General features: G+C 39.3%; 24 protein-coding genes. 14 read left to right on the forward strand and 10 right to left on the reverse strand.

What is annotated here, in order from left to right:
- The first annotated feature begins 101 nt into the window (after positions 1-101).
- The 5 genes from rnc (at position 102) to acpS (ending at position 3,833) form a co-directional block, all read left to right on the forward strand.
- Positions 102-782, forward strand: a complete 681-nt coding sequence (gene rnc, locus P3L40_RS08295; RefSeq protein ID WP_004264978.1) for a ribonuclease III — start codon at positions 102-104, stop codon at positions 780-782.
- A complete protein-coding gene (era, locus tag P3L40_RS08300) occupies positions 779-1,687 on the forward strand; it encodes a GTPase Era (protein ID WP_004264976.1) in 909 nt (302 codons plus the stop codon). The genes rnc and era overlap by 4 nt, the downstream gene beginning before the upstream one ends.
- 11 nt (positions 1,688-1,698) lie before the next feature.
- Positions 1,699-2,427 (forward strand): DNA repair protein RecO, encoded by a 729-nt coding sequence (gene recO, locus P3L40_RS08305; protein WP_004264975.1) that lies wholly within the window; start codon positions 1,699-1,701, stop codon positions 2,425-2,427.
- A 288-nt stretch (positions 2,428-2,715) separates the two neighbouring features.
- A complete protein-coding gene (pdxJ, locus tag P3L40_RS08310) occupies positions 2,716-3,447 on the forward strand; it encodes a pyridoxine 5'-phosphate synthase (RefSeq protein ID WP_094961689.1) in 732 nt (243 codons plus the stop codon).
- Complete coding sequence (gene acpS / locus P3L40_RS08315) at positions 3,447-3,833, forward strand: holo-ACP synthase (RefSeq protein ID WP_004264973.1); 387 nt, start codon at positions 3,447-3,449, stop codon at positions 3,831-3,833. The genes pdxJ and acpS overlap by 1 nt, the downstream gene beginning before the upstream one ends.
- A gap of 87 nt (positions 3,834-3,920) precedes the next feature.
- On the opposite strand, the gene P3L40_RS08320 is transcribed toward acpS, so the two are convergent.
- Both P3L40_RS08320 and P3L40_RS08325 read right to left on the reverse strand, forming a co-directional pair.
- Positions 3,921-4,181 (reverse strand): YfhL family 4Fe-4S dicluster ferredoxin, encoded by a 261-nt coding sequence (locus P3L40_RS08320; RefSeq protein WP_036959019.1) that lies wholly within the window; start codon positions 4,179-4,181, stop codon positions 3,921-3,923.
- Positions 4,182-4,721: 540 nt separating this feature from the next.
- Positions 4,722-5,171: a hypothetical protein gene (locus P3L40_RS08325; RefSeq protein ID WP_004264971.1), complete on the reverse strand. Its 450-nt coding sequence runs from the start codon at positions 5,169-5,171 to the stop codon at positions 4,722-4,724.
- Between the two features lie 184 nt (positions 5,172-5,355).
- Here P3L40_RS08325 and leuE point away from each other — a divergent pair, with 184 nt between their 5' ends.
- Together leuE and tadA are read left to right on the forward strand one after the other, a co-directional pair.
- Positions 5,356-6,003, forward strand: a complete 648-nt coding sequence (leuE, locus tag P3L40_RS08330) for a leucine efflux protein LeuE (RefSeq protein ID WP_004264970.1) — start codon at positions 5,356-5,358, stop codon at positions 6,001-6,003.
- A 95-nt stretch (positions 6,004-6,098) separates the two neighbouring features.
- Positions 6,099-6,581 (forward strand): tRNA adenosine(34) deaminase TadA, encoded by a 483-nt coding sequence (gene tadA, locus P3L40_RS08335; protein WP_004264969.1) that lies wholly within the window; start codon positions 6,099-6,101, stop codon positions 6,579-6,581.
- 40 nt (positions 6,582-6,621) lie between these two features.
- Here tadA and mltF read toward each other — a convergent pair whose 3' ends face one another.
- On the reverse strand, positions 6,622-8,286 hold the full coding sequence (mltF, locus tag P3L40_RS08340; protein ID WP_050763803.1) for a membrane-bound lytic murein transglycosylase MltF: 1,665 nt from the start codon (positions 8,284-8,286) through the stop codon (positions 6,622-6,624).
- A 270-nt stretch (positions 8,287-8,556) separates the two neighbouring features.
- On the opposite strand from mltF, the gene purL reads away from it, so the two are divergent.
- On the forward strand, positions 8,557-12,444 hold the full coding sequence (gene purL, locus P3L40_RS08345; RefSeq protein WP_210852312.1) for a phosphoribosylformylglycinamidine synthase: 3,888 nt from the start codon (positions 8,557-8,559) through the stop codon (positions 12,442-12,444).
- A 115-nt stretch (positions 12,445-12,559) separates the two neighbouring features.
- Here the strand turns inward: purL and P3L40_RS08350 are convergent, their stop codons facing one another.
- The 4 genes from P3L40_RS08350 to P3L40_RS08365 all read right to left on the reverse strand — a co-directional run bounded on the left by P3L40_RS08350 (position 12,560) and on the right by P3L40_RS08365 (position 16,379).
- Positions 12,560-13,207: a 3-keto-L-gulonate-6-phosphate decarboxylase UlaD gene (locus P3L40_RS08350; RefSeq protein ID WP_196731759.1), complete on the reverse strand. Its 648-nt coding sequence runs from the start codon at positions 13,205-13,207 to the stop codon at positions 12,560-12,562.
- Positions 13,204-14,034, reverse strand: a complete 831-nt coding sequence (locus P3L40_RS08355) for a Cof-type HAD-IIB family hydrolase (protein ID WP_210852314.1) — start codon at positions 14,032-14,034, stop codon at positions 13,204-13,206. The genes P3L40_RS08350 and P3L40_RS08355 overlap by 4 nt, the downstream gene beginning before the upstream one ends.
- A 50-nt stretch (positions 14,035-14,084) precedes the next feature.
- Positions 14,085-14,552: a PTS sugar transporter subunit IIA gene (locus P3L40_RS08360; RefSeq protein WP_094961694.1), complete on the reverse strand. Its 468-nt coding sequence runs from the start codon at positions 14,550-14,552 to the stop codon at positions 14,085-14,087.
- A 72-nt stretch (positions 14,553-14,624) separates the two neighbouring features.
- On the reverse strand, positions 14,625-16,379 hold the full coding sequence (locus tag P3L40_RS08365; protein WP_094961695.1) for a PTS ascorbate-specific subunit IIBC: 1,755 nt from the start codon (positions 16,377-16,379) through the stop codon (positions 14,625-14,627).
- Positions 16,380-16,781: 402 nt separating this feature from the next.
- Between P3L40_RS08365 and ulaR the strand changes: the two genes are divergently transcribed.
- The 6 genes from ulaR to P3L40_RS08395 all read left to right on the forward strand — a co-directional run bounded on the left by ulaR (position 16,782) and on the right by P3L40_RS08395 (position 21,778).
- Positions 16,782-17,537 (forward strand): HTH-type transcriptional regulator UlaR, encoded by a 756-nt coding sequence (gene ulaR / locus P3L40_RS08370; protein WP_036959016.1) that lies wholly within the window; start codon positions 16,782-16,784, stop codon positions 17,535-17,537.
- Positions 17,538-17,650: 113 nt separating this feature from the next.
- Entirely contained in the window at positions 17,651-18,718 is a 1,068-nt protein-coding gene (gene ulaG / locus P3L40_RS08375) for an L-ascorbate 6-phosphate lactonase (RefSeq protein ID WP_004264959.1), read from the forward strand.
- A gap of 258 nt (positions 18,719-18,976) precedes the next feature.
- Entirely contained in the window at positions 18,977-19,081 is a 105-nt protein-coding gene (locus P3L40_RS08380; protein WP_112308265.1) for a pantocin A family RiPP, read from the forward strand.
- 49 nt (positions 19,082-19,130) lie between these two features.
- Complete coding sequence (locus P3L40_RS08385; RefSeq protein WP_112308266.1) at positions 19,131-20,261, forward strand: ThiF family adenylyltransferase; 1,131 nt, start codon at positions 19,131-19,133, stop codon at positions 20,259-20,261.
- Positions 20,248-20,919: a 2OG-Fe(II) oxygenase family protein gene (locus P3L40_RS08390; RefSeq protein ID WP_136134228.1), complete on the forward strand. Its 672-nt coding sequence runs from the start codon at positions 20,248-20,250 to the stop codon at positions 20,917-20,919. Before P3L40_RS08385 ends, P3L40_RS08390 begins: the two co-directional genes overlap by 14 nt.
- Positions 20,906-21,778: a DMT family transporter gene (locus P3L40_RS08395; protein WP_196731758.1), complete on the forward strand. Its 873-nt coding sequence runs from the start codon at positions 20,906-20,908 to the stop codon at positions 21,776-21,778. Before P3L40_RS08390 ends, P3L40_RS08395 begins: the two co-directional genes overlap by 14 nt.
- 153 nt (positions 21,779-21,931) lie before the next feature.
- Here P3L40_RS08395 and fbpC read toward each other — a convergent pair whose 3' ends face one another.
- The 3 genes from fbpC to P3L40_RS08410 form a co-directional block, all read right to left on the reverse strand.
- Positions 21,932-22,972 carry a ferric ABC transporter ATP-binding protein gene (fbpC, locus tag P3L40_RS08400; protein ID WP_210852316.1) on the reverse strand — a complete coding sequence of 347 codons (1,041 nt, stop codon included), beginning with the start codon at positions 22,970-22,972 and terminating at the stop codon, positions 21,932-21,934.
- Positions 22,973-22,988: 16 nt separating this feature from the next.
- Complete coding sequence (locus tag P3L40_RS08405; protein ID WP_136134226.1) at positions 22,989-25,067, reverse strand: ABC transporter permease; 2,079 nt, start codon at positions 25,065-25,067, stop codon at positions 22,989-22,991.
- Between the two features lie 154 nt (positions 25,068-25,221).
- Entirely contained in the window at positions 25,222-26,253 is a 1,032-nt protein-coding gene (locus P3L40_RS08410; RefSeq protein ID WP_094961702.1) for an ABC transporter substrate-binding protein, read from the reverse strand.
- Between the last annotated feature and the right edge of the window lie 5 nt (positions 26,254-26,258).

Here is a 26,258-nt window from a genome sequence, read left to right on the forward strand (position 1 = left end):
GAGTATTCGGAGTCAGTGCAAACGCAACAGTTTTGTAAAATGGTGCATTTTACAGGTCTGTTGCGTGTGCTTTTTTATCAAATAAAAATGGTTGGGCGCACATGAACCCCTCTTTAATAGAAAGATTACAACGTAAGCTTGGTTATCAATTCAAACAGAACGAGTTATTAATCCAAGCATTGACACATAGAAGTGCAAGCAGCAAACATAATGAACGCCTAGAATTTTTAGGTGACTCGATTTTGAGTTTTGTGATTGCAAATGACTTATACCACCGTTTTCCAAAGGTAGACGAGGGGGATATGAGTCGTATGCGAGCAACGCTTGTACGCGGAAATACATTAGCAGAAATCGCACGCGAATTTGAACTCGGTGAATGTTTACGTTTAGGACCGGGGGAATTAAAAAGTGGTGGTTTTCGTCGCGAATCTATCCTTGCTGATACTGTTGAAGCACTGATCGGTGGTATTTTTTTAGATAGTGATATCCAAACGATCGAAAGAATTATTTTAGATTGGTATCAAAGTAGACTGGTTGAGATCAGTCCGGGTGATAAGCAAAAAGACCCGAAAACAAGGTTACAAGAATATCTGCAAGGACGCCATTTACCACTACCTAATTATTTGGTTGTTCAGGTTAAAGGTGAAGCTCACGATCAAGAATTTACGATCCACTGCCAAGTCAGTGGTATTGACCAACCGATTAATGGCGTTGGCTCAAGCCGTCGTAAAGCGGAGCAAGCAGCAGCAGAGCAAGCATTGAAAATTTTGGAGCTTGAATGAGTGAATTACAATCCCACTGTGGTTTTGTTGCCATAGTTGGACGGCCAAATGTCGGTAAATCGACATTATTGAATCAATTACTGGGGCAAAAAGTTTCGATTACTTCGAGAAAGCCACAGACGACTCGCCATCGTATTATGGGGATCCACACAGAAGATAATTACCAAATTATTTATGTTGATACCCCAGGACTTCATATTGAAGAAAAACGTGCAATTAACCGTTTAATGAATCGCGCTGCATCCAGTTCAATTGGTGATGTTGAATTAGTTATTTTTGTTGTTGAAGGAACTAATTGGACCGCTGATGATGAAATGGTACTGACTAAGTTATCTAGCTTGCGTTGCCCTGTTATATTGGCAATTAACAAAATTGATAATGTGACTGATAAAACCATACTGTTGCCACATATCAGTATGATCAGTCAGAAAATGAATTTTTTAGATGTTGTTCCTATCAGTGCAGAAAAAGGTACTGGTGTGGATACAATTGCTAAAATTGTTAAACAACATATACCTGAAGCTATTCATCATTTTCCTGAAGACTATATTACTGACCGTTCTCAGCGTTTTATGGCATCTGAGATTATCCGTGAAAAGCTCATGCGTTTCTTGGGTGATGAACTGCCATATTCGGTAACCGTCGAAATTGAACAATTTAAGGTAACAGAAGCGGGTATTTACCATATCAATGGCTTAATTCTTGTTGAGCGTGAAGGCCAAAAGAAAATGGTTATTGGTAACAAAGGGAGCAAACTGAAAACCATTGGTACCGAAGCGCGTATCGATATGGAAAGAATGTTTGATAACAAGGTACACCTTGAGCTTTGGGTTAAGGTTAAATCTGGCTGGGCTGATGACGAAAGAGCATTACGTAGCCTGGGTTATGTTGACGACCTAAAATAGTAGGTGGCAAAGTGAGTGGTTGGCAGCGTGCGTTTGTACTCCATTCAAGGCCTTACAGTGAAACGAGTTTATTGCTCGATTTTTTTACTGAAGGCGAAGGGAAAATACGTTTACTTGCAAAAGGCGCTCGCCGTAATCGTTCACCATTAAGGGGCTGTTTACAGCCCTTCACACCTTTGTTAATCCGTTGGGGGGGCAAAGGTGAAATCAAAACCTTAATCAATGCCGACCCTGTGTCTTTGGCTCTCCCTTTAACGGGAACCGTTCTATATAGTGGTTTATACCTTAATGAATTAACCGCACGTGTATTAGAATTTGGTACACCATATTCCTCACTATTTTTTGATTACCTTTCATGCTTACAGATCCTTGCCGCAAGTGAGCACACTCCCGAATTTGCATTGCGTCGGTTTGAATTGGCTCTGCTTTCTTACCTTGGTTATGGTGTTGATTTTTTACATTGCGCTGGCAGCGGAGAGCCCGTTTCTGACACAATGACTTACCGGTATAGAGAAGAAAAAGGGTTTATTGGTAGCTTGGTTGTTGACCAGCTTAGTTTTACGGGTAAACAACTTAAGGCATTGGCGAGTCGAGAATTTCCTGACGCAGATACGCTCAAAGCAGCAAAACGTTTTACCCGACTTGCTTTAAAACCATATTTAGGCGGTAAACCTTTAAAAAGCAGAGAATTATTTCGACAGTTTACTTACTCGCCAGTTACACATAACAAACAGAGCTAAAATTGTTTTTCATTTTATTTTTTATCTAGTTTGTTACACCTCGATTACTACAATATATCCTTTTCTCATGTGTCTTTTTAGCGGAGCTGGCTCTTTCAGACAATACATTTATTTCACTGGTACAAAATCTTACGAAGCGCTTCGCAAAAATAAAATACAAATACTGAAACAGGATATACAGATTGGAATTTGCTTCGAATGGTGAGAGATTTATTCCCTCAAAGGAGAAAATTACAGTAGGATAGTAGGTAGATGAGTTTGTTAGTGTTTATTAATGGGGAATAAAAAATGGCAGAGCTTTTGTTAGGCGTAAATATCGACCATATTGCAACGGTTAGAAATGCAAGAGGAACTCAATATCCAGACCCTGTACAAGCTGCATTTGTTGCGGAGCAAGCAGGCGCTGATGGCATTACAGTGCATTTACGCGAAGATCGACGCCATATTACAGATAGAGATATCACTCTGTTGAATGAAACTATTCAAACACGTATGAATCTTGAAATGGCGGTAACTGATGAAATGGTTGAAATTGCGTGCCGCATCAAACCTACTTTTTGCTGTTTAGTGCCAGAAAAGCGTGAAGAGGTAACCACTGAAGGTGGTTTAGATGTTGCGGGCCAAAAACAGAAAGTGGCTGATGCTGTAAAACGTCTGACTGACGCGGGCATTCTCGTTTCATTATTTATTGATGCGGATCATCAGCAAATTGATGCAGCACAAGAGTGTGGAGCACCATTTATTGAAATTCACACAGGGGCTTATGCTGATGCTAAATCAGAACAAGAGCAAGAGTTAGAATTTCGCCGTATTCGTGATGGTGCCGTATATGCGGCGAGTAAAGGCATTAAAGTTAATGCGGGTCATGGTTTGACATACCATAACGTTCAACGTATTGCACAGTTACCTGAAATTTATGAGCTTAATATTGGCCATGCAATTATTGGCCGTGCTTTGTTTAGTGGGTTAGCTCAAGCGGTTACTGACATGAAAAAAATCTTATTAGAAGCACGTAAATAATGGCCATTGTTGGATTAGGAACGGATATTGTTGAGATTGCTCGAATTGAGTCGGTGCTTGAACGAACCGGTGATAGTCTGGCGAAAAGAATTCTAACTGAGACTGAATTAGCCCAATATCAACAGCAATCAAAGCCAGCTCGTTTTTTAGCAAAACGCTTTGCAGTTAAAGAAGCGGCAGCAAAAGCATTAGGAACAGGGATCCGTAATGGTTTAGCCTTTAACCAATTTGAAGTAACCAATGACAAATTGGGGAAACCATTATTAAGTTTAACTGGGGAGGCATTACAGCTAGCGAATCGGTTAAAAGTTACGCATTACCATGTTTCTATTACCGATGAACGTCACTATGCATCTGCTACAGTTATCATAGAAAGTATTTCTTGAATCAATGTAATACCGAGCTGCCAGTAAAAATCACTGGCAGCATTTAAGGATAACTAGATGAATAATTGGATATAAGTGAAGTTAAACCTAAATTTTATCGGCGTGATGAATTGCAACAAACTTATCCCAAAGCTGTTCTTCAGTTTCGATATGTTGAGGATCAGTGATGATTGTATTAGTAATTGGGCAAACGGACTGGCAAGTAGGTTTGTCGTAATGGCCTACACATTCAGTACATAGTGTTGAGTCAATTTCATAAATTTCGTCACCCATAAATATTGCATCATTTGGGCATTCGGGTTCACACATATCGCAATTGATACAGCGTTTTGTAATTAATAAAGACATATCAGTGATTTACATTGTATTAAGTTAAAAACTAGTAACTTATACCTTGCACCTATTCGTTACTTTCGTTTGGTTTTTATATTTTTATGCCATGTATTTTACCTGCAAAGCCTGAAAAAAGTAACAACAAATCATAGTGTAGATGTTTTACATCATTTAAATGATAAATTTGTGTTTTTAGCGTTCAATTTTTTGCTATACCAGAATATTGGTATCCTTTTCTGTTATTGTATTCACATCTGGATCGTTATTCTCTATTTTTAAATAATCAGTAAACTAGAATGTAATAATAAAGTGAATTAAGATAAGAATGTAAATATACCTATGCTAAATAATCGAAACTAGGGTGAAAGATAAGATTATTTATTTAAATAGACCTAATGTTAATAGTGTGGTGAAGTTTTAATGTTGATGATCTTATACCGCTTTTCTTTCTTTATTAAAATATGATTTTAAATTTGATTATTTAAATAAGGGGTAATTAATACCCCTTGTGACTGATTTAAGGTGTCATAAAATATACGTAATATAAGGAAGGTATTATATGATGCTATAGCTATGGGTTTTCCAGCTTTTATCTTTTTCAGCTTGACTGAATATATGGATAAGGCCATTGGCGATAAATAGAGTTGCCGATTGAATTGTACTTCCAACAGTAAATTCATCAACATAGAGTAGTTTTATGCCAGCTTTATCGTCAATTTCATATAATTCGACGATTTTCTCGCTTAAATTATATCCATATAAGTATTGTTTATTATCTACTGTATCATAAAATGCTTGAATATTACCAAGGTAGGATCTTAATTTGCCTTTTTGCGCAGGAGCATTTGGTTCAATTTTACCATTATCAGCCATAGCATAGACAACGTAAGTTTTATCTTTTGAGTGGCCTAAAAAATAATTACGTTTTGCGGCATTGAATGTCATTGTTGTTGGATAAAACTCTTCAAATGAACCGTCTTGTACCAATCTTCTAATGATAGCCATATATTTATTCCTTTTACTATTAATAATGAATAATAATTTGATTGCCTAGTTATCATAAATAAATAAGTTAGATTTAAAATAATTTTTATTATTAGTTCATTTCATATATCTAATAAATAGAATAAATATTCACAAAGATTGAAAGTTGTGATAAAAATAATAAAAAAGATAAAGGGTTGAAAATATGTTCGAAAATCTTGGTGTTCTTAACTTTTGGACTTACTTAGCAGGGCTTGTTTTAATCATTATCGTACCAGGGCCTAATTCATTATATGTATTAAAAACAAGTACTTCGAGTGGGACTCGGTTTGGTTATCGGGCTGCTCTAGGGGTATTTACTGGGGATGGGATATTAATTTTCCTGTCATTCATTGGTGTAGCTTCGGTAATCAAAGCTTCTCCAACATTATTTATGATAGTGCGCTATTTAGGGGCTGCTTATTTACTATATTTAGGTTGTAAGATTTTATATAGCACATTTATGCATAAGAAGTCGAATCAAGACGGCACTGACACTATTTCAATTAAAACAGAAAACCATTTTACTCGAGCCTTAGTGCTGAGCTTAACAAACCCGAAAGCAATTCTATTTTATATTTCTTTCTTTATACAATTTGTTGATTTTAATTACTCTCATGCATGGGTGCCTTATCTTGTACTCGCGACGATCTTAGAATTAGTCAGTTTTTTATACTTAAGCTTATTGATTTTTAGTGGTTACTTGATAGCTCGTTTTTTACGTGAAAAGCAGCTCCTTGCAAAACTTGGAAATTGTACGGTAGGCGCTTTCTTTATGGGTTTTGCAGCTAAATTAGCGATTTTTAGCAATTAAAATTAGGTTGTTATTATAAAGGCAAAAGCATTTTAATTGCGGTCATTCTAACATTTAAGGATAATCACGTATAAACGCATTGGTTAGAGGTAAGAGTGACACAAATAGAAATTGATGAGTATTGGATGCAACAAGCCATTGAACTTGCGCTAAAAGCACAAGATCTTGGCGAAATTCCTGTCGGTGCGGTCTTAGTGAAAGATAACCATTTGGTTGCCTCGGGGTGGAATCGTTCTATTATTGACCACAATCCGACTGCACATGCTGAGATTATGGCTTTGCAACAAGCAGGGCAAGAGCTATCAAATTATCGGTTATTAGATACCACCTTATATGTCACGTTAGAGCCTTGTATTATGTGTGCAGGTGCAATGATCCACAGCCGTATTAGCCGTGTAGTTTATGGTGCTAAGGACTTTAAAACTGGAGCTTGTGGTTCTTACCTAGATATCATGGGGCAAGCAGGGTTAAATCATTATGTGGATGTTACTGGTGGTGTTCTAGAACAGCAATGTTCTTCAATGCTGAGTGCTTTTTTTAAGCTGCGTAGAGCCCAAAAAAAAGAACAAAAGCGCTAATATGGTAAATTTTAGCGCTCCCATTTTATTTCAGCATGATTTATAACGGCTTCTCAGGTGCTTTTAGTGGTGTGATGGGCGTTTTATCATCGGTTTCATCGGTATTTTGCGATGGATGTAGTGAAAGCAAATACTTTCCTAATGGTAGTCTTTTTTCTTCAAGTGTTTTAGGTGGTTGCGTTGCAGAACTCATTTTCCCTAAATGCGTAGTACTCACTTTTTCAGGAATAGGGGACTGATTTTGAATCGTTTGAGACTCAGCTGCTGTCAGGTTTTCTGGTGAAATTAAATAAATAAGTGATTTTTGTGCAATATCAAGTGCATGCTGTTTTCTTTCTTGGCTTTGTAAGTAACCAACTAAACTTTGATGATAACGACGAATATTCTCAACGTAACGATAAGCTTCGTGGCCTCGTGCATAACCATAAGTGAGCTGTGAGTAATATTTTTTCTGTGTCAATAAAGGTAAGCGAGCTTTCACATCTAACCACCGGTTAGGGTCTCCGCCTAACATTTCAGTTAATTTACGTACATCCTGCATATGCCCATATCCCATATTATAGGCAGAAAGGGCGAACCAGATGCGGTCATCTTCTTCGATGGTTTCAGGTAAACGTTCCATAATATAAGCAAGATAAGCGGCACCACCCTTAATACTTTCTTCCGGGTCTAACCTGTCAGCAATACCCATTGTTGTTGCCGTTGGCTTGGTTAACATCATTAGCCCACGTACACCTGTAGGCGAAGTCGCTAAAGGGTCCCAATGGGACTCTTGCCATGCGATAGCTGCTAATAATTTCCAGTCAATCACCTGAGCATATTTTTCAAACAGCGGTTGATACTCGGGAAGTTTATTATCAATTGCCTTTATAAATGCCATTGTGTCGAAATAATCGAAGGATTCTACATGGCTAAAATATTTTTCATTAAGGCGTGCGAGTAATTCGGTTTCATGACTGAGATTGAAGAAGTCAAGTAACGCAGCGTCTAAACTGTTTTCTTTGCTACGTCGCATGTACCAAGTGATAGCATGTTCATCCAATAAATCAAAAGCCACGGCAATTTGAGGGTGAATACGTTGTTGTAGTGCAACCGCAATAGAGTCTTCTAACGTGTAGTCAACCTCGCCATCAGCAACCATTTCAAGGATTTGACTGGTATTGTATTTTGAAGTTTCTTCCCACTTTAGGTCTGGGTATTCTTTGGACAATTCTTTAAGTGTACTTGCATGAGCTGTGCCAGCGGTAACTAATAATTTACCATTAATTTCATTGAAATTTTTGGGACGGTTTGTTCCTTTACGATATACAAGTTGTTGAGTAACATTAAGATAGCTTGGACCGGTTTTCGTTTTGGCTAAACGGTCTTTGTTATACAGCAGGCCCGCTACCGCGATATCAGCATCACCATTTTCAAGGTCATCAAATATTTGCTCGAATGTTGGGCGGATGGTTATTTTGAGTTTAACTCCTAGGTATGAGGCAAAGCCTTGAGCCAGCTCGTAGTCAAACCCGCGCAGCTGTTTTTGCTCATCAATATAGATAAGTGGCGAGCTAACGGCACTAATACGTAATTCACCTTGAGAAATAATTTTATTAATTTGTGAATTCTGCGTATTGGGCCAACGGACGTTAAAACCGATGACCATAGTAGCCAGTAGCGCGATGACCACGACAATTAAATAGTTAACTTTTAAGTTATTCAAATAATAGTTTCTCGTGCATTGACTGGTGCTGTATGTCCATAAAAGAGTATGGCTAAGTAATGGTTATAATTCCAGTAGTCGGCTATTTTGCTCAACATTTAGGAAGGGTGCAACCTATATTATCGTATTTAGCACAGAATAATATTTAACTAATCGCTTTATTTTTAATCACGCAAACGGTTTCGTATTGATGAACATTGCTCTATAATGTGTTCCGGTTTCCCTGCTTTCATGTTCAGGGCTGGCGTTTAAAAGAGAGAAATTAAGACGATGGAAATTTTGCGTGGTTCACCTGCTCTATCAGCATTTCGTATTACCCGCCTTTTGGCACTGTTTGTAGAAAAACAGCTTCCTGTCACGGATATCTATGCTGAGTATATGCACTTTGCTGAAGTTTCGGCGCCGTTGAGTGATGGTGAGCAAGGCAAACTGAGCAGTTTGTTAAAGTACGGCCCTTCTCTGGCAGAGCACGACCCATTCGGTAAGCTTATTTTAGTGACTCCTCGTCCGGGAACTATCTCTCCATGGTCTTCAAAAGCAACAGATATTGCACACAACTGTGGTCTTAATCAAGTCAAGCGTATTGAACGTGGGGTTGCTTATTATGTCCAAGGTGATGCACTGACCCAAGAGCAGTGGCATGAAGTGATCGCTATTTTGCACGATCGCATGATGGAAAGCATTTTCTCTTCTTTTGAACAAGCGAGCGCATTATTTGTGCAGCACCAGCCAGCACCAATGAAATCTATTGATGTGATTGCGGGTGGTCGTATTGCATTGGAAACAGCAAACAGGGAAATGGGACTGGCATTAGCTGATGACGAAATTGATTACCTGTTAGAGGCCTTTGTCGGGTTAAAACGTAATCCAACGGATGTTGAGCTCTACATGTTTGCTCAAGCAAACTCAGAACACTGTCGCCACAAAATCTTTAATGCAGATTGGGTGATTGATGGCGAAGAACAGCCTAAATCGCTGTTTAAAATGATTAAAAATACGTTTGAAAAAACACCTGACCACGTTTTATCGGCATATAAAGATAACGCAGCCGTGATGGAAGGTTCGCCTGTTGGTCGTTTCTTCCCTGAGCCTGAAGGGCGCACTTACCGCTACCACCAAGAAGATGCTCATATTTTAATGAAGGTAGAAACCCATAACCACCCAACAGCGATTTCGCCTTGGCCAGGCGCAGCAACAGGCTCTGGTGGTGAAATTCGTGATGAAGGCGCAACAGGTCGTGGCGCGAAGCCAAAAGCAGGTTTAGTCGGTTTTTCGGTTTCTAACCTACGTATTCCTGGTTTTGAACAGCCTTGGGAAGAAGATTTCGGTAAACCAGAGCGCATTGTGACCGCTTTGGATATTATGATGGAAGGGCCATTAGGCGGTGCGGCATTTAATAATGAATTTGGTCGCCCTGCGTTATTAGGCTATTTCCGTACTTATGAAGAAAAGGTCAATAGCCACAATGGAGAAGAGTTACGTGGTTATCATAAGCCGATTATGTTAGCGGGGGGCATAGGAAATATCCGTGCAGATCACGTACAGAAAGGCGAAATTACGGTCGGTGCAAAACTCATTGTACTCGGTGGCCCTTCAATGAATATCGGGTTAGGTGGTGGAGCTGCATCATCAATGGCATCGGGCCAATCAGATGCAGACCTGGATTTTGCTTCGGTACAGCGCGATAACGCAGAGATGGAACGCCGTTGCCAAGAAGTCATCGATAGCTGTTGGCAACTTGGTGATGATAACCCAATTTTATTTATCCATGACGTAGGCGCAGGCGGTTTGTCGAACGCGATGCCAGAATTGGTCAGTGATGGTGGCCGTGGTGGGCGCTTTGAGTTACGTAAGATTCTCAATGATGAGCCAGGAATGAGCCCATTGGAGGTCTGGTGTAACGAATCTCAAGAACGTTATGTAATGGCCGTTTCACCAGAGCAGCTTCCTGTGTTCACCGCAATTTGTGAGCGTGAACGTGCGCCGTTTGCAGTGATTGGGGAAGCCACTGAAGAACGTCATTTGACATTAAATGATGAACATTTTGCTAACCAACCGATTGATATGCCACTGGATGTTTTATTAGGCAAAACGCCAAAAATGTTGCGTGATGTAAAAACATTAAAGGCGGAACCGGATTCATTAGACAGAACAGCGATTAATTTAAATGAAGCGGTGAAACGTGTCCTGCATTTACCCGCCGTAGCTGAAAAAACATTCTTAATTACCATTGGCGACCGAACCGTTACAGGCATGGTTGCTCGTGATCAGATGGTTGGCCCATGGCAAATTCCTGTCGCTAACTGTGCGGTAACGACTGCAAGTTTAGATAGCTACTATGGGGAATCCATGTCTATTGGGGAAAGAACGCCAGTAGCATTGGTGGATTTCGCTGCATCAGCACGCATGGCCGTAGGTGAAGCATTAACCAATATTGCATGTTCATATGTGCAAGATTTAAAACGCGTTAAATTGTCTGCAAACTGGATGGCAGCGGCAGGGCATCCGGGGGAAGACGCAGGTTTATATGAAGCGGTTAAAGCGGTAGGGGAAGAGCTTTGTCCTGCGCTAGGCTTAACCATCCCTGTTGGTAAAGATTCCATGTCAATGAAAACTCGTTGGCAGCAGGATGGTGAAGAGCGTGAAATGACGTCGCCACTTTCCTTGGTGATTAGTGCATTTGGCCGTGTTGAAGATGTCCGCTTAACAGTGACACCTGAGTTAAAAACAGGTCATGATAATGCCTTGTTATTAATTGACCTCGGGCAAGGCCATAACGCGCTGGGCGGTTCTGCACTCGCACAGGTATATCGTCAGTTAGGCAATAAAGCCCCTGATGTACGTAGCCCTGAAGTATTGCTTGGCTTCTTTAATACCATTCAGAAGTTATTATCCGAGCAAAAATTATTAGCCTATCATGACCGCTCAGATGGCGGCTTATTCGTCACTTTAGTGGAAATGGCTTTTGCAGGTCATTGCGGTATTAATGTTGATATTAGCTCTTTTGATGAAGACACGCTCGCAGCATTATTCAACGAAGAGTTAGGCGCTGTCATTCAAATTAATGAAGCCGATAGAGAGTATGTGGCAGAATGTTTTGCACAAGCAGGGCTTGCAGGCTGTGTTCATTATTTAGGTTCTGCAATACAAGATGATGCCGTGATCATCAATAGCCGAGATACGGTTGTTTACCGCGAATCTCGCAGTTTATTGCGCCAATGGTGGGCTGAAACGACTTGGCAAATGCAGCGCTTGCGCGATAACGAAATGTGTGCCGACGAAGAACATACAATGAAACAGGATAACCAAGACCCAGGTTTGAATGTGAAATTGACTTATGACATTGAAGAAGACATTGCTGCGCCATTTATTTTGTCAGGTGTACGTCCTAAAGTAGCTGTTTTACGTGAACAAGGTGTGAACTCACATGTGGAAATGGCGGCAGCCTTTGACCGTGCTGGTTTCGATGCAATTGATGTGCATATGAGTGATTTACTCGCAGGTAACTTGTCTTTGGAACAATTCCAAGCATTAGTGGCTTGTGGCGGTTTCTCTTATGGTGACGTATTAGGTGCGGGTGAAGGTTGGGCAAAATCTATTTTATTCAACAATAAAGTCCGTGATGAATTTGAGACATTCTTTAACCGTGCTGATACTTTATCTCTGGGGGTATGTAATGGTTGCCAGATGATGTCGAACTTACATACGCTTATCCCGGGTGCTGAATTCTGGCCTCGTTTTGTACGTAATCGTTCTGAACGTTTTGAAGCACGCTTTAGCTTAGTTGAAATAGCAAAAAGCCCATCACTGTTACTGCAAGATATGACAGGTTCTCGTATGCCGATAGCGGTTTCTCATGGGGAAGGGCAAGTGGAAACCCGTGCAGCCGCACATTTACAGCAATTAGAAGATAATGGGCTGGTGGCAATGCGCTTCGTGAATAACTACGGTCAGGTAACTGAGCAATATCCAGCTAACCCGAATGGGTCAGTTAATGGTATTACGTCGGTGACCTCGAAAGATGGCCGAGCAACGATCATGATGCCGCACCCTGAGCGTGTTTTCCGCACTGTGAGTAATTCATGGCACCCTGAAAATTGGGGAGAAGATAGCCCGTGGATGCGGATTTTCCGTAATGCACGTAGGCAATTAGGTTAATAAATCACAAGTTTGATAGATTGTTGAAAAGGCCAGCTATTTTGCTGGCCTGAATTTTAATCGAGTGAGTTTTAAACGGAAAGGTCGGTTTTTGAGTCAGAATTATTCCTAATTACTATTTCCAAAAACGATCAATTTGTTCCCTTAATGCTTCCGCCGTTTTTTTGCCTTTTTCGCCAACTAATGCACGGCCAGCAATAAAGGCTTTTGCATTGATACCATTAAATAAATGCAGGTCTTCTGGAACTATCCCGCCTGTAATTGAGAGTTCTAGTCCTAAATCAGACAGTCTGCGCATTTTTTCGATATCTTCATTGGTCCAGCCAATACCAGCGAGTTCTGCATCACGGGAACGATGGTAAATAGCTTGCGAAATACCAAGTTCAACCCAATTTTTGGCATCGTCAAAAGTCCAATTACCATAGATTTCAATTTGGATTTCACGATTAAACTCATCGGCAACTTTTTTACAGGCAGCAATAGTGGCAATATGTGCCGCCGCTGATACTGTGATCCAATCTGCTCCCGCTTCAAATGCCATTTTCGATAAAATGGCTCCACCATCCGTGGTTTTCATATCGCAAACTAGAATGTGGTTGGGATATTTTTGACGTAAAGTCGCGACCGCATTCATACCTTCTGCAAAAGCTAAGATTGTGCCCACTTCAATAATATCAACGAAAGTGTGTACATTTTCAGCCACTTCGAGTGCAGCCGGTAAGTTGGTTTGGTCTAGAGCTATTTGGATCAAAGGCTTTGTCATTGTGATTGTCCTAAAATATTTTCATGTATGAGACGCGCAAGGCCATCACCATTGTTATCGGTAGCACAAACGAAATCCGCATGGGACTTCACGGTGTCATCAGCATTTTTCATTGCAACCCCTAAGCCTGCTAGCTTAATCATGGAGATATCGTTGTGATTATCACCAACAGCAATAACTTGCTTCGAGTCATAACCCAGAGAATGAAGATACTCAGCTAAACGCGTGCCTTTGTTATTGCCTTTAGCAGCAAAATCGAAACGGTTTGACCATGATTTTTCTGCATTAAAAGTTTGTTTTATCCAAGGTGAGTTTAAGAAGCGCTCTAACGTAGCCGGTTCACCTTCGACGACAAATTTCCAAATATAGTCAGCGTGCTGGACTTGTTCTTCAAATGAATCAATGCGATAAATTTTTGGCGGATGGGCCATGGTTGGGTCGTTAGCCCATTGCTCCATCGCGCTCATGTAATCGATGGGATAGATTTTTGAATACACCATGGCATCGGTGATATACATCACCATTTTCAGTTTGTCCTGTTGCGCCAGTTCAATAAAAGTGAGCGCGTTCTCTTTGGTGAGAGCATTGTGTGTGAGAACTTTTTCATTTTGGTAATCATAAATATAAGTACCATTGCAACAAATAATTGGCGTGGTTAAACCAAGCTCATCATAATAGGGGCGAGCTGCGGTATGATGGCGACCCGTGACTATCATGACATGGCATTGTTTTGCTGCTTTGTGAATGGCTTGTTTGACGGCTGGGTGGATAGTGTGTTCTTGAGTTAAAACTGTGCCATCTAAATCAAGCGCTAATACGTTATACATAGTTGATTACCTCTATTGCTAATTAATGATTCTTTTTTATTATCATTAAATTAGCATAATGCTTGGTCAATAACCTGATAAACATCATCAATGGTGCGGCAGCGGCGTAATTTATCAAGATCGACACCGGTTTCACTGTTTTCATCATCGAGAACGCGAGTCACTTCCATCAAGCCTTCCATATGTTCATCTGATGAGCTACCCGCTAAGGTGATCAGCACATCAACGGGTTCATCCTCGCCATCAAAAATAATGGGTTTGTCTAGTGTGACTAAAGCAAAGGCTGTTTTTAGTACACCATCTTCAGGTCTTGCATGGGGAAGGGCCAAATTAGGCGCGATACAAATATAAGGCCCAAGTTTTTCAACGCTGCTGATGATTGCCTCATGATAGCTGGGTTTTATCGCCCCCGAAGCGATGAGCAGGTCTGTACCTATCTTAATAGCATCACGCCAGTTATCAGCGGATGCTTGTAGCTGTATCGAATTATTGTCGATTAGTGATTGTTTAAATCCCATCATTGCCTTCCTATTTTTCAACGTTAAGGGAGTAGATACCGTTATGAGCGATATCTATTCCTATGACTTAGGCTATTTATTTCCGATAAAATTAGTATGTATGATATCGAGTAGTTCATCACCGAATGAGTTAGGGTTGAGCATATTTTGTACGCCAAGCACAAATTTCCCATCACCGGGGTCCATTTCTGAGCTTAAATGCTTAGAGGAAACGATAATATCAGTGGCTGTTAATTTTGATTTATAGTCAGATACGGCGCAGGAGTCCATGATGTGTGGGATCCCTTTTTTCTCAAGATACTGGCCAATTTTCATTTTCATCATCATTGACGAGCCTTGTCCATTACCGCAAACTGCTAAGATACGTACAGGTTTAGCGCCGCTATTTTCAAGTGGGGCTGCTTCAGCTTTCTGATTGATCTGAATTTCAGTTTCGGTTGGACTTTGTGCGTCTTCTTCAGCGCGTAATTTTTTTGCGGCAAAGTACATATAGACAAAGGAGAGGGCGACAACAACAAAGAAGAACATTTTAGAGAAAGACAAACCTTGCATAATGACAGGGAAAGCTAATGCCCAGTCGGCCATTCCCATCCAACCGCTAAATTCAGTACCTTGTCGATTGATAAGATCAATGGCCCAAGCAGAACCTAATATCTCGATAACGCCCATGACAAAACAGACTTTCATAACCGCTTTCCAGCCGCCAAAATGGTTTGCAAAGATACCAATAGTGGCGTTGGAGAAAAACATTGGGATAAAACCAGGAATAATCATAATTGGCGAGTTAAATGCCAACATACCCAGAACGGCAACAAATTGCCCAATTGCCCCCCACATAAAGCCAAATACCATCGCATTAGGTGAGAAAGCGTAGATTGCCGCACAATCGATAGCGAGCACAGCGTTGGGAATGACACGTTCGGAGATTCCTTTAAAGGCCTCAGAAAGCTCGGCAACAAACATTCGCACACCCGTTACAATGATTTGGATAGCAACGGCAAACTTTAAACCTGTTTCAATAATATAAATGGTCCAGTGGGTGGTCCCTGCCATGGTTTGCAGATTAGGTATACCAAAGGAAATTAAGATCACACCAAAGAATAAGGTCATCACAATGGCAGTAGCGGAAATACTGTCATGGAAGATATGCAGCCATTTGGGCAGTTTTAAATTATCAACACTGTCTTTTCTATCCCCCAATTTCGGGGAAACTTTGGTTGCTATCCATGAGGCAAACTGCTGCTGGTGGCCGATAGAAAAACCGGCACCGCCAGTGACTTCTTGCGTTGGCTTAAACATAATATTGGAAGAAATTCCCCAATACAGCGCCATTAATACCGCAGAATACAAAATGGTTTCCCACATGCTTGAGCCAAGCACAAAATAGAAAACAGCGATTAGGCCTGCTTGTTGAAACATAATATGCCCTGTCAACATAATGGTACGAATACCCGTGACGCGGCGAAAAAGGACTAAAACAATATTAATTGCGAGAGCTAATAAAACGGTATAGCCCACCCAAGAATAGTTATCACCCATGGCTTCCATTGTCGCCATCATTGACGTATATGGGTCAATAACTGAGCCCGTAAGTCCATGGTATTCAGACATTTTTTCTATTACGGGTTTAAAACTGGAAACTAAAGTACTGGCTCCAACGCCAACTAGCATAAAACCAACAATCGTTTTGATTGTCCCTTTGAGGATTGTCGTGCCATCGCGCTTTAATAGCCAATAACCAATAAATGTGACTAAGCCTAATAATAGAGGCGCTTTTGTCATTACTTGGCTGTAAAAAATATAGAAAGCGTCGTATAAAAAATCCATATTTTTACCTCTAATCAAATTGTATTTGTAATTTATCTGGGTCAGAGATGATTCATATTGATCGTATCTGGTGTTATTGCGATATAATCATTTAAAGGGGTTAAACAATCCCGCAAAAATCAAATGTGATCATATGTAATCACGAATTGCTCTTTTATGATTGTTTGCATTTGTCTGTTTTTTTACCAGTAAAAAAATAAATAAATGGCGACTTGATCACGTAATATTTAAAATATCCATGTATATCAATGTGATATTTTTACTTGAATCAAATATTGTTTTTTTGCATAAGCAAAGGTTGACAATATTAGATGAGATAAATAGAATCAAAACTAATCACTAGTAATCATTTTGAGTCATATGTCATCATGGTCGTGATTATTAACTAATAAGGCGATGATTATGAATGAAGTGCAAAGACACAATGAAATATTGTCGTTATTGGAAACACATCGAGTGATCAATGTTTCTCATATAACCGAACAATTTAGTGTGTCTCCTGCAACTGCTCGTCGTGATATTTCAAAGTTAGATGGGCAAGGTAAATTGCGAAAAGTCCGTAATGGTGCAGAACGTATTGAAAATAAAAAGCGTAAGTGGACACCGTTAAACATCAATAGTACTGAGCACTATGAAGAAAAGTCTGAAATCGCAATTAAAGCGGCAGAACTTTGTCTTCCGGGAGAAAGTGCTGTAATTAACTGTGGTTCAACCGCGTTTATGTTAGGGCAGCAGTTGTGCGGTAAAAACGTGCAAATTGTGACGAATTATTTTCCATTAGCGAGTTATTTGATTGACCAAGACCATGATGACGTCATTTTAATCGGTGGGCAGTATAACAAAGCACAAAACATTTTTTTGAATCCTGCTTTGAACACGTTAATGGGCTATGCCGGTAACTGGATGTTTACTTCAGGTAAAGGATTAACGGAAGCTGGCTTATATAAAGCGGATATGTTAACTGCGGTAGCAGAGCAGCAAATGCTTGACCAAATTGATAAATTAGTCGTTGTTGTAGACAGTTCCAAAGTGGGTCATCGAACGGGAATGTTATTTTGCCCAGCTAATAAGATAGATGTTCTTATCACTGGAAGAAATGCCAATGCTGAGGTTATCAAAGCGATTGCCGAGCAGGGCACGCGAGTGATACTGGTTTAATTCCGTCGAATACCTGATTTTTTAATATAGACAAATTCAGCTGCCATGCCTTAATTTCTCGATTAAGGCATCAGGCTCCCTACATCTAAAATTCTAGAAAAGGTATTGTTACTATGAGCAAAGTAAATGAAATCACACGTGAATCTTGGATTTTAAGTACGTTTCCTGAGTGGGGAACGTGGCTAAATGAAGAAATTGAAAAAACGGTTGTTGAACCCAATACCTTTTCAATGTGGTGGCTGGGGTGCACAGGTATTTGGTTAAAGAGTGAGGGAAATACCAATGTTTGTATCGATTTTTGGTGTGGAACAGGGAAAAAAACGCAAAAAAATCCACTCATGAATAAGCAACACCAAATGATGCGTATGGGCGGTGTTGAAGCGCTACAACCCAACTTACGTACTGCAATTTTCCCTTTAGATCCGTTTGCGATTAAAGAAGTTGATGCGATTTTAGCTTCTCATGACCATGCTGACCATATCGATGTCAATGTCGCTGCTGCGGTAATGCAAAACTGTGGTGACCACGTTAAATTTATTGGCCCTCAAGCTTGTGTGGATTTATGGATAAAATGGGGAGTACCAACCGAACGTTGCGTTGTTGCCAAAGTCGGTGATGTACTGGAAGTGGGGGATATGAAAATCCGTGTGTTAGACTCATTTGACCGCACGGCACTAGTCACATTGCCACAGGGTGTTTCTTCTTATGATAAGCAAATTTTAGATGGTATGGATTCACGTGCAGTGAATTACCTGATTGAAACAACGGGTGGCTCTATTTACCATTCGGGCGATTCACATTACTCAAACTATTATGCGGCTCACGGTAACCGTTATCAGATTGATGTGGCATTGCTTTCCTATGGAGAGAACCCTCGTGGTGTGACCGATAAAATGACGTCATCCGATATTTTACGTGCGGCAGAGTCATTAGATTGCGAGCGGGTTATTCCATTCCACCATGATATTTGGGCTAACTTCCAAAATGATCCGCGGGAAATTGAAGTCTTGTGGAATATGAAAAAAGAGCGTTTGCAATATAAATTTGCCCCGTTCTTCTGGCAAGTGGGTGGGAAATATACTTATCCAACAGATAAAGACCGCATGCATTATCAACATTTCCGTGGCTTTAGTGATATTTTCAAAAATGAACCTGAATTGCCATATAAAGCGTTTTTATAATTAATCCTGCTATTAAAAGCAGCGTTTAAGGAAACTTAGACGCTGTTTTTTTATTTTATTTAAAAAAATATATATATTCAAATAATATGTATTGCCAATATATTTATTATCTATGTGGCATTATTTTTTATTAATCTACTGACGTTGACTGTCTTAATTTAATATTTTCTAATGTTAGTGTTATCAATGTAGATAACTTATCTGATTAAATTAAATTAAATTAAATTAAATTAAATTAAATTTATTTAAGGTTGGAATATGAAAAATGAAATAATATTGCATGACTTAACTGAACGTATCTCTTCAATTAGCGAAGAAATTGCGATGTATAATGAGGATGAAGAGATTGAATTAGAAGAATAAATGTTAAATTAATGCCGCGGTAAGCGGCATTATAAAAGGGAAAGTAAACATGTATAGTTTAGTAACAAAGCCAATTATAAAACGCTCTCATCATATTATTGAATCTGATAATGGAAATATTTGTATTGGTGAAATTCCAGGTAAGGCTAAAATAATCAAGTCTCCCCCAGAATGGGTGAAAGTTGTATTGTCTAAATTAGATGGCGAACATACATTACCGAGAATAATAAAGGAGCTGTTAAATAGAAACTTAAATGTTGAAGAACATGAAGTAATAGATTTTATTAGGAAAATGATATCATGTGGCTTAGTTGAAGATAATATTATTTCATCTGAGCTACTTACTTCTAGAGAAATTGAACTATACGATCGTCAATTGCTACAATTTTCTTTAATCGATAATGATAATTTATCATCGATAAAGTATCAGGAGCGTTTAAAAAAAAGTAGAGTTCTTGTGCTTGGTATGGGGGGATGGGGAACATGGTGCTCATTACAACTTGCATTAATTGGTGTTGGAACATTAAGAATTGTTGATGGTGATGTTGTCGAATTATCAAATCTAAATAGACAGGTCTTATATACAGAAGATGATATCGGAAAAAGTAAAGTTGATTCGGCTGAAAATGGAATATATAGGCATAATAAGTATACTAAAATAGAAAAATATTTTGAATTTTTAACACCAAGTGAAAATAGAGTTAATGATTTACTTGATAGTGTTGATATGATTTTGCTAGCATGGGCAAGTTTAGGTTATTACAAAAAAAATACGGTTGAGGATATAATACATAAAGTTGCTATTGATAAATCGATACCTATCATTGAGCTAGGTGGTGATCCTCATGAAATATCTATAGGTCCTATTTATTTAAATAATAAAATAGGAAAAACATACTTTGATGTTAAACATCAAATTAAAAAAACATTTTATAGTGATGACTCGATAGTAAAAGATTTCCAAGAGGCTAGAATGAAGCAACAGTTTTTAAATGGAGTAAGAAAAGTTAATGCTTGGCAAAGCTCGCCGTCACTAGCTGCAATGTCAGGGTTAGTGGTTGACCAAGTAATTAAAGTAATCACTAAGTATGACACTATCTCATTGGAGGGACGAAAAATCAAAATATCGCTTAGGGACTTTAGTTTTGCAGAGGAGAAACTGTTTAATGGGGATAAATAGGCATAAAAAAGAGTTTTTGAGTAATGGGTATACTAGTTTTACAATAAAAGATTTTTTTCCTGACTTTAATATTGACTTGAATTTAATCAATAGTATTGAAGAAGATAAATGGAGTTTCATTATAAAAAATAGACAAAGGGTAAGCGATTTTTATCTTTCTGATACCGATATAAATAGTATTAATGATGAAAAAACAAGTGCATTTGAAGATAGAGATAATGGCGAGTTCTCATTTTCATTTAGAAGAATATGCTTTAATGAAATAAAAATAATTTTTGCTGATTTAATTTCAGTTGTTAATGATGTTAAATTTAAAAACTTTTTAGAAAACCTAACAGGAAGTAAAGTAAATATTATATCAAACATGTACTTAAGCAAGTTTGATAAAGATGATTTTCTAACTACACATTGTGACTCCGATGATGGGATAGGTATTGTAATTAACCTAACAAAGGAATGGGAAGCAAATTATGGAGGATTAACGATGATTTTAGATAAGGATAAAAAGACAATTTTAGATACTTTTATCCCGTCATATTTAAATATTTTAATTTTTGATACAAAAAAAAGAAAAATCCCACATTTCGTTTCCACAGTGACATCTAATAGAACAAGTAAAAGAATGGCATTAGTTGTGAGGTATAATGAAGCAAATTAAAGTACTTCTTTGTGCTATTTTAATATCATTCATATGGGGGAGTGCATTTCCTATATCAAAACTAGCGATTGACCAAGTAGGTGTTTGGGCTTTTAGAATCTACTCCCTAATTATTTCAGTTATTTTTTTGTGCTTTGTTTTTTTCTTTTTTAGTCGGTGTCGGTTTAATTTTCGAGAGTTTGTAAACAGTATCCCACTTGGTTTTTTAAATGTTTTTTTAGTTCCTATATTAAATAGTTTGGCGTTAAAGTATACAGAAGCGGTAAAGGCATCTGTACTTGTTTATACAATGCCAGTAATGGCAACAGTTGTATTGGGTGTAATAAATAAACATATTGAAACTCGGTCAGTATTTGTATCTTTGTTATGCATTAGTGGTATTTTTATCTTTATATCACCAGTTGGTATAAGTATTGGTGAAATGATAATTTTATTAAGTGCATTTATGTGGGCACTAGGAACTATTTTATCTGAAAAAATTACCATGAAAATAAACCTAACTTCAAAAGTATTTTATCAAAATATAGTATCATTTGTTTTTTTTATTTTATTAATTCCATTTTTAAATGTTGATTTAAACATATTGAGTAATATACATTCTGAATTTTTTATGAGTGTATATATACCAATTATCTATATGGGGATAGCTAATGGCGTGATTGTTTATGTTCTTTGGTATTATATGATAGAGTATGGTGGCGCAAAGCTTTCATCATACTCAATTCTTATTTCACCAATCATTAGTGTGATGATTTCATCCTATCTTTTAGATGAGACAATGACAATTTCGATGATAATCGGTATGTTATTTATTTTGTTAAGTATGTTAATTGTACTTTCAGAAAAAAATAAAAATTGATATTGAAGTCACCGATAATATGCTTTTAGTGATTATTTTCTTATGGGGCACATTCCCCCTCCGCCCTTATGGGTGAAGGGAGAATGTGCTATTCACAATGCTAAGTTTCCCTTGTTACCTAATGACATTTTGTATTATTCAAAGAGTGGGATATTACTCAAGAATAAACATGCCGTATGGGTGGATCTGCAAATAGAGGTTTTCCCCGACAGAAGGTTGTAATTGAGTGGCATTAATTTGCAGCAACATTGATTGACCATGCCAATCAACAGTGACTTCATATTGAGGCCCCATATAAGCAACATGAGTCACTGTACAGCGTTGGCTTTCTTCACCTTGTAAACTCAGCGTGATAGCTTCGGGACGAACCCCCACAGTTACCGCGGTTTTATCAGTAACAAACTGTTCTGGGCGTGGTAAGCGATAATTGAAAATATCCACGGAATCCGCACTGAGTGTCGCAGGGAAAATATTGGCATCCCCCATAAAGCTGGCCATAAATTTTGACGCTGGCTGGCGGTAGAGCTCTTGCGGTGAGCCGAGTTGCATGATTTTCCCTTTATTCATGACCAACACCATATCCGAAACCGCAAAGGCCTCGCTTTGGTCATGGGTAACATACAAAGAGGTGATATTAAACTGCTGCTGTAACTCACGGATTTTTTCACGCATGCTACGACGTAAATTTGCATCCAAGTTACTTAATGGCTCATCGAACAACAGCACTTTTGGCTTAAGGATCAATGCGCGAGCCAAGGCCACGCGCTGTTGTTGGCCACCTGATATTTGGTCAACGAAACGGTCAGCAAAACCAGCTAAATCAACTAATTCTAATGCCTCGTCAACTCGTTTTTTTATTTCGGCTTTGGGTAATCCTAACATTTTTAAGCCATAACCCACGTTGTCCCCCAAGGACATATGCGGGAACAGGGCGTAAGATTGGAAAACCATACAGATATCGCGTTGTTGAATGGAACGGTCTGTCACATCTTCACCGTCAATAAACATACGGCCTTCAGTCGGTTTTTCTAAGCCAGCCACTAAACGCAATACGGTGGTTTTACCGCAGCCTGATGGGCCGAGTAGGGTCACCATGCTACCTTGCGGAATTGAAAGACTTAAATCATCGATGACGGTATTGTTGCCAAAGCGTTTAGTCACATTTTTTAGTTCAACAAAATGATGTTGTGTCATGTCAGTTACTCCATGATTACTGTGCATTTTTGGCTTTGGAACGTGAAACACGGGCTTCGCCAATCAAATAGTCAAATAAGAAAATAATTGCCAACATTACGACAATCAGGATTGAGCCATAGGCAATGGCAACGCCATATTCACCGTCTTCAACACGGTTCAAAATATAAGCCGTTGCGACGCGAGTATCTGGAGTAACCAAGAATACAATCGCACTGACAGTGGTGATCGCGCGGACAAAGCTATAAATCAACGCCGATAAAATGGCTGGGCGCAACAAGGGTAACAGGATAAAGAAGATGGTACGCATTGAACCCGCTCGTAAGCTGAGTGACGCTTCATCCAATGATTTATCAATTTGCCCTAAACCTGCAATACCAGCACGGATACCCACAGGGACGTTACGCATGGTCATTGAAATAATTACGATGGCAGCCGTTCCCGTTAAATAAAACGGTGAATCGTTAAAGGCTAAAATGTATGACACACCTGCCACGGTACCTGGAACAGCAAAACACAACATCGTCGTGAATTCGATGGTCTTTTTACCACGGAAGTCTTGGCGAACTACGATATAGGCAATTAGTAAACCAAGGATCGCGGTAATAGGTGCCGCAATACCTGCATACAGAAGCGTATCTAACAGTGACGGCCATGCACCATCACTCATACCCTGACCAAATAATTTAATAAAATTATCTAAGGTTAAGGTGTAATCAACACCCCAGTTCACGGTAAAGCTACCGTAGAAAATGCTACCGTATAACAATATGTTAAATGCAACCCAAATAGCTAAGAAGGCTGTTACAGTGGCAATTAACGATGTTGGTAACGGCTGAACATCACCACGGTAAGATTTCCCGGACACAGTGACATAGGAGCGTTTGCCTATCCACATATACTGAACGCAGAAGACTAAAAGTGAGAACACTAGTAGTGACGCACCCAAGGTACTGGCGGCTTGATAATCTAACTGCGACCCAGTGATATAGAAGTAAATTTGCGTCGCGAGTACGTCGAAGTTACCACCTAAAACTAATGGGTTACTAAAGTCAGCCAATGATTGCACTATGACGATTAAAAATGCGTTTGCCAAAGCAGGTTTCAGTAATGGCATAAATACATTAAAGAAAGTTTGGTAACGGTTGGCACGCAATGTATAAGACGCTTCTTCTAAAGATGGGTGAATAGTTTTAATCGCACCATCTAAAATCATGAATGACATCGGGGTGAATGCTAGCACTTGCGCTAACCAAATTCCCGTAAAGCCATATAGCCAGTTGGTATTTTCAAGGCCCATATAAGTAGCAAGGAATTCGGTAATATACCCTGAACGCCCCATCATCAATGTGACCCCTAGGCCGACGACAAATGGGGGAGTGACGATAGGCAAAATAGAAAAAACACGGCCAATGATGGCGGAGCGTTTAGCAATACGCGTTGTATAAATGGCTAAAATTAAACCAAAAAAAGTACAGCCAGCCCCTACCGCTAACGATAAAAATACAGAGTTAATAATAACTTGGACAATATGCGATTGTGTCAAAATTGCCACAAAGGCGAATGGTGCAAAGTCTCCATTTCCATCAGTAAACATTGGGATAAAAATAGCGACACTAGGGAACACAATAAACAGGGTTATTAAAGCAACAACGGTGATCAGTGAGCCAATAACAAACTGGTCTCCACCGAGCCACTCAAGGCGGGTTAACGCCAATGTCATCACCATTCCCAAGGCGATAAATAGCACAATAGCTGAGTAACCTAACCCTTTTCCTTCAAAGTAGGAGGTTAAGATCACCACGGCGGCGGTGATAACAGCCACGCCAATATCGAAGTAATGCCGTGTTTTATGATAACGATCCGCTGGTGTTAACGGGCGAATAAATAAAATAGAAGGTAATAAATACCAAAGCCAACTAATGTTTAGGCTACTCCAACCGTAAGCCGCTATGATCTCGTCTTGTGTTGAATCAAGTACGCCATAGTCTAGGCTCCAAGAAGGTAGTAACGCGAAACCTAGCCATGCAATCAGCAACCAAAAGAATATGCTATCCTTTTTGGTTGGGGTCGATAAGGTTAGGGTTTGAGACATAGTTCCCCCTAAGCTCGCCATATTTTGCGCTGTCACGGTCTTAGCTGTACTCCGCCAACCCATCACAACACTCATAATTTGAAGCTTAATTAAATTAATTTTTTATTTTAGTTAAGTAAGTGCTCAGTGCGGCGAGTTAACGCCGCACTTAATGCTATTTGCTCATTTTGACTTCAGTAACCCATTTATTGATAAGGTTTTTACGAACATCAGCATCACCGTATTTATCCATATCGTAATTAATTAGGTTCAATTCATTGAGTTTTAATGAAATAGGCGAGGACTCTGCCGTTGTGTTGGTTAAGATTTGGTAAGATTTCCCTTCTTTCCAGCTCAGCTCTTGAGCTTCTTTCGATAAGACGAAATCAACGAATAATTTGGCGTTATCCATATTACGCGCGTTTTTCAGGATACTGATCCCGCCGATTTCATAGCCTGTTCCTTCACAAGGAGCGATGAGTTCTAACGGCGCACCGTTTTCCACTTCTAATGAATAATCATGTAAGAAGCCAATACCAATTGCCGACTCACCACGAGCCGCATTACGTGCTGGAGCAATACCTGACTTGGTATATTGTGATATGTTAGCATTTAATTTTTTTAGATAATCAAAGGCTTGCTCATTTCCCCATAATTGGTCGAAAGTGGCTAATGCAGTATAAGCTGTCCCTGAACTTTGTGGGTCTGCGATTTGAATTTCGCCTTTATACTCAGGTTTTGTTAAATCTTTCCAGCAAGTTGGGATCGGCAAACCTTTTTCTTTTAAGCGGTCTTTATTGACACCGAAGCCTAAAATACCGATGTAAACTGCGGAAGAATAGTTACCTTTACGTTTTGCTGGGTCTTGGAACTGCGGCATAATTTCAGACAGATTTGGCGACTTGTATGGCTCAAGTAAATCCATTTCTCCTGCTTGTGAATGAGGGTCTAATGTACCGCCATACCACACGTCAGCTTGTGGGTTACGTTTTTCGGCCTCAATTTTGGCTAAAGTACTGCCAGAACCATTACGTACAAATGTGGTTTTGACATCGTATTTTTTCGCAAAAGCTTGCGTTTCAGTTTCGCACATGGCGTTAGTGGCGCTACAGTAAACAACCAAACGGCCCGCAGCATTTGCAGTGGTAGAAATAGCCGCTAGTGATAAACCAGCAGCGATAAGCGTAGAGAGAGTTTTCAGTTTCATTTTCA

Origin of the sequence: Providencia sp. PROV040, assembly GCF_032706145.1 — a bacterium.
Lineage (GTDB): Bacteria > Pseudomonadota > Gammaproteobacteria > Enterobacterales > Enterobacteriaceae > Providencia > Providencia hangzhouensis.